Annotated in this window: 5 protein-coding genes; 4 read left to right on the top strand and 1 reads right to left on the bottom strand. The window is 40.8% G+C overall.

Going from position 1 to position 11,493, the window contains the following annotated elements; genetic code table 11:
• Positions 1–32 precede the first annotated feature (32 nt).
• Entirely contained in the window at positions 33–338 is a 306-nt protein-coding gene (locus AC1DSL_RS13440) for an ATP-binding protein (protein WP_477532553.1), read from the bottom strand.
• A 681-nt stretch (positions 339–1,019) separates the two neighbouring features.
• On the opposite strand from AC1DSL_RS13440, the gene AC1DSL_RS13445 reads away from it, so the two are divergent.
• The 4 genes from AC1DSL_RS13445 to AC1DSL_RS13460 all read left to right on the top strand — a co-directional run.
• Complete coding sequence (locus tag AC1DSL_RS13445; protein ID WP_477532549.1) at positions 1,020–4,826, top strand: S8 family serine peptidase; 3,807 nt, start codon at positions 1,020–1,022, stop codon at positions 4,824–4,826.
• Positions 4,827–5,071: 245 nt separating this feature from the next.
• Positions 5,072–6,316, top strand: a complete 1,245-nt coding sequence (locus tag AC1DSL_RS13450; protein ID WP_477532550.1) for a helix-turn-helix domain-containing protein — start codon at positions 5,072–5,074, stop codon at positions 6,314–6,316.
• A 594-nt stretch (positions 6,317–6,910) separates the two neighbouring features.
• Positions 6,911–10,633 carry a S8 family peptidase gene (locus tag AC1DSL_RS13455; RefSeq protein ID WP_477532551.1) on the top strand — a complete coding sequence of 1,241 codons (3,723 nt, stop codon included), beginning with the start codon at positions 6,911–6,913 and terminating at the stop codon, positions 10,631–10,633.
• 625 nt (positions 10,634–11,258) lie between these two features.
• The coding region (locus AC1DSL_RS13460; protein WP_477532552.1) for a hypothetical protein at positions 11,259–11,493 on the top strand (235 nt) is incomplete at its 3' end.

Consider the following 11,493-nt stretch of genomic DNA (forward strand, 5'->3'; position numbering starts at 1 on the left):
CACTACGGCTCTTAGTCAAGTACATGTTTTGATCACGACCCACTATTTAAGATGACATGAAAGCAAGTTCCGTTACTTTCATTGTCAGTAACAGTAATCGTACCGTTATGTTTTTTGATAGTGCTGTCAACAGTTGAAAGACATAAGCCTGTACAACCCAGTTGACGTGAGCGAGATTTTTCAACACGATAAAAAAGTTCAAAAATTTTCTGTTTGTATTTGTCGGCAATGTCGATGACTGTATCTATAATTTTGAATGAAACCTGTTCCTTTCTTAATCTGTTTACAATAACTTCAACTGTGCCGCCGTCAATATTGTACTTAATTCCGTTTTCCACAAGGTTGTAAAAAGCACGATACAAATACCATAAACAACGCTATTATCACAATCTAAGGTCATTGTAACATTCTTATCTTTAGTGATATGAGAAAGCACGGAAATAATATCCTCAAAAAAATCCTTTAAGCAAATGTGCTGCAGCTTTAAGCTGAATAGCTTTTCTTATGCCCACCTGATTGATCGACTTTTACATAATCCAAATATCTTGTCTGTAATTATTTCTTCAATTGCACTCAAAATATCCGCGTTCTTCCAAATTATGATTACAGGTGTTGTTTGATAATGCCCTGTAGCTCCTAAAACTATTGAAGGCTTCTTACCAGTCACACTTAATTAACAATCACTTTTAAAAAAAGTCCTGACTCTTATTATGTCGCTCTTGGTATAGTGCTTTTGTTTTATGCAGGTATAGTACCAATAGCAACAAAAGTTACTACCTAAGTTTAATTTTCAGAAAAGTAGAAATGTGGGATGATGAAGTTAATTGATTGATAGTTCTGAATATTTAATAACTATTGAATAAACTCAGTAGATGCTAGATTAGTTGAAAAAATTTATTAACCTTATGTTGAAAGTCAGATCAGTGTATTAAATGTGATTATTAAGTGATTAGCAAGAAACCATCACATTTTTACAAATATATTAATCTACTATTTAGTAAGGAAAAGGGGGAAATTTAATGAAGAAGAGGAGAAACAAAAAAATTGTTAATGTAATGACCGTAGGATTGGTATCTGCAGTACTTTTGTCAACAAGTACTGTTCATTCATTTGCTTATGATGCCACCACCACCAAAACGCCGGTGACCCAGGCGTTCAAGCAACTGCAGAACAACAAAGTTGTCGACTCGCACACTGTTACCCTTATCACGGGCGAAGTTGTGATGCTGGAAAAAAACGCCGATGGCTTGCAATCAGCAACGCTTGCTCCAAACCCTGATGGAACCGAAGTGGGTGTAACCACGTTGAGTTTGGGAGACGATTTCTACCTCATCCCGGATAAGGCACAACCGTACCTAGCAGCAGATGAGCTTGACCGCGAGTTGTTTAATATCACCAAGTTGGTCGAGTATGGCTACGACGACGCTCACGTCTCCGATATCCCGTTGATCGCGACTTACTCAGGCACAGAAAGTCATACGGACGAAGCGTTAGAACAGGCTGCTCCGGCAGGTTCAAAAAAGGACAAGGTATTAGATAGCACTAATGGTGTGGCGCTAAAGGCGAGCAAGTCGATGGCGGCGAAGTTCTGGGAAGCGGTAGACGATGACAGCGCCAAAGCTACGACCGCACCGAAACTTGCCGATGGCATAAACAAGTTGTGGCTTGACAAACCGGTGCAAGTGATGTTGGACAAGAGTGTTCCACAAATTGGAGCACCTACAGCATGGGCAGCAGGGTATGATGGCACAGGCGTGAAAGTGGCTATCTTAGATACTGGGATCGATCCGAATCATGCTGATGTTAAAAATGCTATCGCTGAAGCGAAGAGTTTCGTACCGGGTGAAGATTATGTAGATCACCACGGGCACGGTACGCATGTTGCTTCGACTGTCGCGGGATCAGGCGCAGCTTCTGGAGGTAAATATAAGGGCGTAGCTCCAGGTGCAAAACTTCTAATTGGGAAGGTGCTTAGCAACGCAGGAACAGGTTCTACATCCAGTATCATCGAAGCAATGCAATGGGCAGTTCAGGAAAAGGCCGATGTTGTCAGTATGAGCCTTGGTTCGGAAGAACCAAGCGACGGAACAGATCCACTGAGTCAAGCGGTCAATAATTTGAGTGATACAAGCAACACACTATTTGTTATTGCTGCAGGTAATGTGGGTCCAGATAAGAGAACCATTGCAGCACCAGGGGCAGCCGAAAAAGCATTGACCGTTGGGGCAGTTGACAAAAGCGCAAACGAACTTTTGGCTAATTTCTCAAGTCGCGGTCCTGTTATCAATAATTTCAGAGCTAAACCTGAGATTACGGCACCAGGAGTAGCAATCGTAGCTGCTCGTGCAGCAGGAACCACTATGGGTACGGCCGTTGATAACTACTACACTAGTGCCAATGGTACATCAATGGCTACACCACATGTTTCCGGTGCTGCAGCCATTCTGAAACAAAGACACCCTGATTGGTCAGGAGACTATATTAAGCAGGTATTAACTGGTACTGCAGTAGCAAATACCCGCTACTCAGCTAATCAACAAGGTGGCGGACGTGTAGATATCACGAAAGCCTTAGAGGCTAACGTGTATAGCAGTCCTGCAGTTGTCAGTATGGGAGCCGGGTTTGTTGATACTAAACCAATAGAAAAGACATATAATTATGTCAACCCAACCGACAGTGATATGACATTGAATCTCGTCATGACAGCCAAGAATGAGAATCAAACAGCGGCACCGGCTGGAATGTTCACACTCAGCAAGTCAGTGGTCACTGTCCCAGCACATGGCAACAGTGAGATGAAGGTAACATTTGATACATCGCTTGGCACTATTGCCGATTATCAAGCAGTGGTAAAAGCTACTTCAAGTGACGGTAAAATCATTAACACGACTATTGGTGGAACAAAAACAGAACCATTAGTTGATTTAGTTATTAATGAGATCGATCGCAACGGAAAACCGGCTGGAGGCGATATGGTGTGGTTCAACCATGACACGGGGGTTGGTAAACAGGTATATCCTAATAGCAGCGGGAAGACCACATTATCCTTGCAGCCGGGACGATACGCGGTAATTAGTACACTAAACACAAATGACAAGGCCGGAATAGCTCAGAACTATACCCTAGCCTCAGTGCCTATGATAGAGCTAAAGAGTAAGGAGAATCAAGAAATCACGTTTGATGCCCGATTAGCCAAGGAGATCAAAGTTACAACGCCTAAGGAGTCCGAAAAGCACGGTTGGAAATTCGGAGTCCGCGAGCGGATGGACACAAACCACTTCGGAGTTGACTACATGAGGAATTTTATTGGCGAAACTCATGCCTACGTGTTGCCAGTCAAGGCGCCAAATAATGTTGGTTTGTTCGAGTTCAACTTCCATTCGCGCAACTACGCCCCTGCAATCAAGGCAACCTATGATGACAATATGAACGAGTCGATTCCACTTCTGCCAGTGGGCTTTGCGCCTAAGTTGGACGGCGATAAGACACTCCAAGCGGTCAACGTCGGCGTGGCACTACCAGCGGATCTCAGCGGCATAGACATCCATGGAAAGCTAGCGGTCATCACCCGCGATTCGAAACAGAATCCGAGAGACCAAATAAAAGCAGTGATGGGTGCTGGCGCCGCAGGAGTGATCGTCGTCAATAACAACGGGGAGAGGTTCAATCTAGGTGTATATATAATTGACAACGTCGTCATCCCGGCCTATACTCTTGGCCAAAGCGACGGAGAAGTGCTCTTCAACAGAATCGCCAATGGTCCTACCTGGATCAAACTGCATGGAATCGCCAACAGTCCGTACGTGTACAATTATGCGTCGATGATTAATGGTGAAATTCCGGATAACCCTGTCGACGCGGTGACAGAAGAAAACTCTGCCGTAGTGAAGGCCCACTACCGCAGGCCAAATGGCTGGTTGAAGTCTGGCGACTGGGCCGTGGCATTACGTAAGGACGAAGGTGGCTTCTTTGCATTCCTTGATAAATTCGAGGAAAAAACACCGGACCGGGAAGAGTGGTACTCCACAGGCAACAAGACGGATATGAAGATTATGAGATGGTGGCATCTGTACTATCCGGACGTTACTGATATTTCACGTAACATGAAGGACACATTTCGCATCTACTCGCCAGGCGACAAGAAAGAAGAGACTTGGATGGGCGCGGCGAACGCTCCAACTGGACCGGAGAATACCTGGGCGTATCGCGAGGGAGACATCTTAAACCTTAACATAACTAATGATAACGGTGATAGCACGCCGGGGCACTGGGGCTGGTTTGCAAATGGGAAAGACTTGTCCACTTGGGGGTTGTATCAAGACGGGAAACTTCTCGCTAAGGGACCGGACGCTACTTTCCAAAGAAAGTACCCTGTCAGCACTGAACCGGCAACTTATAAGATCACAGCGGACACATCGCACCCAGAATGGTTCGGGTTCTCTCTGGCTACAACGACCAGCACAGCTTGGACATTCAAGTCCCAGCGACCAACAGATGGGCAAGAAAACCTTGCGCTACTGTGGCCGAGGTATAACATTGGCCTAGATAATGAGAACCAGGCAAAGGGTGGCATTACCGACCACTTTGACCTGTCATTCGTCACTCAATCAGGTGCTACTCCAGACATTCAAGGGGTAGAGGTCGAAGTATCTACGGACGACGGCAACACATGGAGCAAAACAAAAGTGGATAACCGAAAAGATGGGCACTACAAAGTGTGGGTGAAAAACCCAGCATCAGGTTACGTTTCGCTTCGCATCAAGGCATGGGACGCAAACGGTAGCCAGATCGAACAGACTATAATTAAGACCTATGCTGTGCGTTAACACTATCGGTAGATACATCTTTTTTTATTTAAATGAATAGCAATAAACAGGTGAAACCTCGTATTTTGATCAAACTTTGTTCAAAATACGAGGTTTGTTTTTTACATTTTAAAAAMATTTTAATATTTCTTGTGATAAAAAAATCAATTCAGCAAAGCAGTTCGTAAAAGTCCTCCCTTCTTCCATAGACTAAAGAGATATACTTCCCTATAATAAATAGAAAATCGTTTACCTGGGGGTGTATTATGATTGAAGGAAAATTAATAAAATTCTATCGCGAAGAGTCAGGGCTAACTCAAGGCCAACTTGCTCAAGGAATTTGTTCCGTCACACATCTTAGCAAAATAGAGCGCGGGATTACGGAGTATTCTCATGAAATTACGGATTTACTTGCAAAAAAACTTGGGATAACAATGAATATTGAACGCTCTCGCTATTTTTTCCTAAAAGAAAAACTGTTCAAATGGAATAACGCATTGATTATGATAGACTCAAAAGCAATCTATCAACTTAAAGAAGAAATAGAAAACGAATCTTTAAGATTTCTAGCTGACTTTAAAAATCAATACTATCTAATATTGGCAAGGTATTATTTATTTGTAAATGAAAAGCCTAAAACAAAAAAAATCATAGAAACGATGAGGAATCAGTACAATGAACTTGATTCTGATGAACAAAATTTCTTAAACCACATAGACGGAATCTACATGTTTCTGACAGGTAATTTCAAGTCTTGCATTGAAACATTAAAGAAAATTGATAACAATTATTCAAACTTAGAATACTATTATCATTTGGCAATAGCATACCATTCAATTCAATCAACTATCTTTTCCTATTTTTATGGACAAAAGGCTTTACAATTTTTCAAAAGCACATTAAATATCTTAAGAATTATTGATACAGAAACCCTACTTTTAGTCCAGCTTAATTCCAAGGAACCTTATGATATGGATGAAACCAAACAACAATACGAAAAGTTGCTGAAAGTCTGTGAATCAGTCAACTGTATTGATAGAGCGTCTAAAGTCTATCACAATATAGCATTTGAATATTTTAGAAGAAAACGATACTCCGAGGCTAAACAGTCGTATGAAAAAGCATTGGAACTAATAACTGAAAAGACACCTCATTATCTAACATCCCTTAATGGGTATATTTCTACCTGCTATGAAGGGAGGCTCCTTCCCGAAGAAGAGCTTATCGAACTTTCGAAAAAAGGATTAAAATTAACAAAGCAAAATCAAGATCCTAGACAAATGGATTTTGAAATCCAACTTCATACTATCTATCAAAATGAAAAGGAGCTATATGAGTATATTGAGAAAACAGCCATTCCTATTCTCATCGCCAACGGAAATCTGATTGTAAAACTACATTATGAAAAAAAACTGTTTTTGTATTATGTTAAATCGAACCAGAAAGAAAAAGCCTTTCAACTAGCATCCGATAAAATGACAAGTGAAAAAAGTTATTATCATTTTGAATGAAGATATTTATGATAATGAACTACTGACAGAAAGTTGGATACCTGATCCATACATAGAATAGTTAAACACCACGTTTTGCTGATTCACAGTCCGTTAAAACAAAAGCCGATTATTCCTAAGCTAAGGAGTAATCGGCTTTTTATCTAGAAATCTACTTAACGTATGTTTCATCATTTTGTTGGTAGGCCACTTTGACCGATGATTTTAATGGTTTAGGAAAATAAATAGTCAAAAGACCCTGTAAAAAAACCCCTTTTATAGTAACTCGGATATAGACGTCAACTTTTTTAAAAAAATAAAAGCTGTTTTTTATAAAATAATTAGTCCTAAAACCCTCTTAAATAACCCCCATCGACTCCTTAAAACAAGAGGTATAGAATTCTATTAAATTCAGTGCCTATTAAATATCAACTGATCCTTCAGCTAGAACAACATACTCCTGTTCAGAATCTTTAATTGGCCAAAGGAGGTTTTTTCTTTCCACATACTAGCAAACTATTAACTCCCGTATTTGTATTAACAGTGAGTTCCCTACATCAAGACAGATCTTACTAGATGCATTTGTTTTATAAATTGCTTTTTTAGGAGGAAAATATGTTGAAAAAAAAGAACATGAAGACAGTTATAGCAACCTCTTTATCTACGGTTATGCTTGCCTCAACCTTTTATAACGTTAAAGCAATTGATAAAACATCGCTTGAAAAGACACTTGAAACCACTTCTATTGTAAACAGTATCAATAGCGCAGATGAAAAAAAGATCACGCTTATTACAGGTGATGTCGTGACCATTAAAAAGATTGAAGGCGGTAAAAGCGTAATTAACGTGGAACCTGTTGATCGAAATGGTGCAGGTGCTCAGATTCTAAATATTGGTGAAGATACCTATGTTATTCCAGGGTCAGCTATGCCTTACCTCGCTGCTGATAAGTTAGATAAGGATTTGTTTAATGTAACGGAATTGATCGAAAATGGCTATGATGACAAAACGCTTTCGTCTCTACCCGTTATCGTAGAATATACAGAAAAAAAAGGCAAAGCCGTTCAAGTAAATGCTGAACCAAAAGGAGCTAAAATAGCTCGCGTGTTAGAGAGTATTAACGCTGTTGCCCTCTCTGCTACCAAAAAAGAAGCGGATACGTTCTGGGAAGATATCACACCTGAGGGTAAATCAAACACGGCTTTATTTGAGCAGGGCATTGAAAAAATCTGGCTGGATGGCAAAGTGGAAGCCACTTTAGACAACAGCGTACCTCAGATCGGTGCCCCAACGGCTTGGGAATCTGGTTTTACAGGTAAAGGTGTTAAGGTGGCGGTACTCGATTCAGGTATCGATCCTAATCATCCTGATTTGGCAAGTCAGATAGACGAGGCGAAAAGCTTTGTACCTGGTGAAACGGTGGATGATGCTCATGGACACGGCACACACGTTGCTTCAACGGTACTGGGAACAGGTGCAGCATCTGGAGGGAAGAACAAAGGGGTTGCTCCTGAAGCTCGGTTGCTCGTTGGTAAAGTATTAAACGACTCAGGAAGTGGTTTGGATTCTTGGATTATTGACGGTATGGAATGGGCTTCAGACAACGCCAAGATTGTAAGCATGAGTTTGGGAAGCAGTGAGCCAAGTGACGGAACAGATCCTATGGCTCAAGCGGTAAACAGGCTAAGCAAAGACAAAGGGACACTCTTTGTCATTGCTGCCGGAAACTCAGGTTATGAAGGGGCCATCGGTTCACCAGGAGCTGCAGATGCTGCATTAACAATCGGTGCCGTTGATAAGTCAGACAATATTGCTTATTTCACTTCCAAAGGGCCTCGTTATGGAGACATGGGATTGAAACCTGACCTGTCTGCACCGGGTGTTGACATCGTTGCAGCTCGATCTGGTCTTTCATCAGGAAGCGGATCTTACAGAAGCATGAGTGGTACATCCATGGCAACTCCACATGTGGCGGGTGCTGCTGCAATCCTTCTGCAGAAGAACCCTGAGTGGAATGGAACTCAACTAAAAGAAGCGTTGATGAGTACTTCAAAAAAACTAGATTACTCGCCTTATCATATCGGATCGGGTCGATTGGATGTACCAGCAGCTGCATTCAGCACAGTGAGGGCAACTGGTTCCCTATCATTTGGATTTTTCAAATGGCCACATGATAATGCTCAGCCTGTACAGAAAACGGTCACGTATACAAACGACAGTGACTCCGCTTTAACCTTAAACCTTCAAGCAGATTTTAAGAATACAAAAGATGATGCCGCACCAAATGGTATGTTAACCGTGTCTGAGAGTGAAATTACTATTCCGGCAAAAGGTACGAAAGACGTAACGGTAACGTTGAATCCGACACTTGGTGAATTAGGCTCCCGTTATGAAGGACACCTGACAGCAACAGATGCCGATGGCAAACAAATGGCTCATACTTCAATGGGTATGGTAAAGGAAGAGGAAAAGTATCCGTTAACGTTTAACGCTACAGACCGTAACGGGAACCCTACCCTTACGTATGTTGGACTCGTTAACAAAAACATGGATCCTGAATTTGTTGCTGTAAACGGAACAACAGAAGTTCGTTTACCCACTGGAACCTATTCAGCTATGTCTATGATGGAAGTAGATACCGAAACAGATCACCAAGGTGTGGCATTGGTTGGTACACCAGAGATTAAATTAGACGGTCCTCAAACAGTAGAACTTGATGCTCGAAAAGCAAAAGAAATTTCAGTTGAAGTGCCAAAGAATACAGAACCAAGCTATCAGCGCATGGAATACTACCGTTCCCTTGATGGCAAAACAATGAATCACATTTATTTAATGCCTGTGTGGATCGATAAAATGTATGCTGTCCCAACAAAGGAAGTTAAGACAGGAGACTTCGAATTTTTGACTCGCTGGCGTTTAATAAAACCTTACCTTGAGATCAATTTTAAAGGAAAAGTGTTGGATGATATTCCGTTGGCTGGAAGTACACGTCTTGATGGGAAATATAACTTATCAACCGTTTATGCAGGAAAAGGAACAGCAGTTGACTATGAGCGTCTGAAAGCAAAAGGCAAAGCGGTTGTCGTCGATCGCAACACGGAAGTTACCCCTTCTGAGCAGGCCGTTGCGGCACATGCAGCGGGTGCAAAGCTGTTGATCATCGTAAACAATGAAGATAAGGAATTCAGTGTGTTTGCAGGAAATCCAGATTATACAGATATTCCTCTTGCCGTTGCTGGAATCAGTAAAAGTGAAGGCGATAAAGTGATTACAGCAGCACGTTCCGGTGACTTGAAATTGTTTGTTGAAGGTGAAGTAAATACACCTTATGTCTATGATCTAATGGATGTGCATCAAGACCAGATTCCAAAGAATTTAAAATATGCACCATCTAACAATGAATTAGTCAAGATTGATACGCGTTACAAATCAGACCGTGAAGCACCTGGCGGAGAGTTCCGTTATGATCTGCGTCCATACACAAGAGGAGCTGTTGGGTTTTTATACAAATTACAATTGCCATCTGTTCGAACAGAGTGGGTTTCAGCAGTGAAAGATACACTCTGGTATCACCATACAGAAGTATTAGACAGTCCTTGGGAAGTTCGCCAGCCTGCTGTTACGTATGAAAAAGGTCAAAAGCTTCAAGAAGACTGGTTCTCACCAGTAGCTCGTCCTCGTTTGGGAGTTGGTTATTGGGCACCTAACCGCCAAGGGAACTATTTGCAATTTAATATTCCTGCTTGGGCAGATTCAGGGAATGGCTCTACAGGCGGTATCGGTTATGATGATTCCGTGAAAAATCAAACTCTTAAATTGTTCCAAGGAGATACCCTTCTTAGCGAAAGAAAAGGACAGGCTTTATATTTATTTAATCCAGTCCCAGAAGAAAAAACACAATACCGGTTAGTAAGTGATGCAAAGCGTGATCCGAATCGCTGGACAACATCTTTAAGTACTCATACGGAATGGACATTCTGGTCTGGAAAAAGTGAGGATTTCCAAACTTCGCTTCCGTTCTATTCTCTTGACTACAAAGTTGCAACAGATATGAACGGCAATGCATTAGCTGGACCATCCACTGCACTCGAGCTTTCTGTTGCAAAACTTGATGATGTAGCGGGTTACGGTAAATTAGAGGGAGCTACATTAGAGGTTTCCTTTAATGAAGGAGAGTCATGGAAAAAAGTAAAACTTGAGCGTACAGCGGATGATCGTTGGACAGCTAAGATTAACAATCCTAAGACAAGCAAATATGTTTCCCTCCGTGCAACCGCTTGGGATGACCAAGGAATCAAAATTTCTCAGGAAATTATTAAGGCTTATGGTTTGAGATAACATCAATTAGATTAATAGCATACCCCTCACTAACTGAGGGGTATGCTATTTTTAGTGATATTTACTAGTGCTTTAAATAGTCTATATAGCTATATCTCCTCGGATGCTTAGTTGAAGAACAGGAAATCATCAGAGACGGTCTTTAATGCACAGGATCAAGGAGTGTAAGGACCATTCGGCCATTAATATTATATTTCTACATAATGAATACATGACCAAAATACCATATACGTTTCTAGTTTCTTTATACACATTTTTATGTTTTTTAAATTTTCATAAAATTATACCGATTATGTTTATTTCCCCCAATATAAGAGAAAATACTCTCACTAATATTTTTGATTTCGACAAAATCAGAAATATTTTTCCTGATAATAACTTAAAATTCTATTTTAAATGACAATCTTTTTTATGGAATTTGTACATATAAGTCTATCGAACTATGCTATATTCCCCCAATTTACTGTTTTTTATGCTGTATGTACAATTTGTAGTGTAATTATTCACTCAGTGGGGTTAGCATTGCGTAAAGTTATTATTCCATAATTTTATTAAATTCCTAAACTCATAATTGTAGTGAAATAATTATAAAACTCAAAGATAAATAAAAAAAGGAGAGATGTAAATGAACAAGAGTAAATTAAAGGCATTTAAAGTGATGACTACTGCAGCTGTAACATCCTTACTTTTTTCATCAGTCACAGTTTTTGCGGAAACGAATGACACATCAATCGAGTCACAATTGACCAACCAAGTATTTGAGTCTAATTTAACAGAAGCAACTACAGATGAAATAGGGACAGTAGACCAAGCCCACAAGCCAGTTGATACTCAATATGCTCCTAGCGATTCTGTACGAG

It is taken from the genome of Paenisporosarcina sp. P4_D4, assembly GCF_056401835.1.

Coding starts and splice junctions, on each gene's coding strand:
- AC1DSL_RS13445 (WP_477532549.1), top strand. CDS start 1,020: ATGAAGAAGAGGAGAAACAAAAAAATTGTTAATGTAATGACCGTAGGA.
- AC1DSL_RS13455 (WP_477532551.1), top strand. CDS start 6,911: ATGTTGAAAAAAAAGAACATGAAGACAGTTATAGCAACCTCTTTATCT.
- AC1DSL_RS13450 (WP_477532550.1), top strand. CDS start 5,072: ATGATTGAAGGAAAATTAATAAAATTCTATCGCGAAGAGTCAGGGCTA.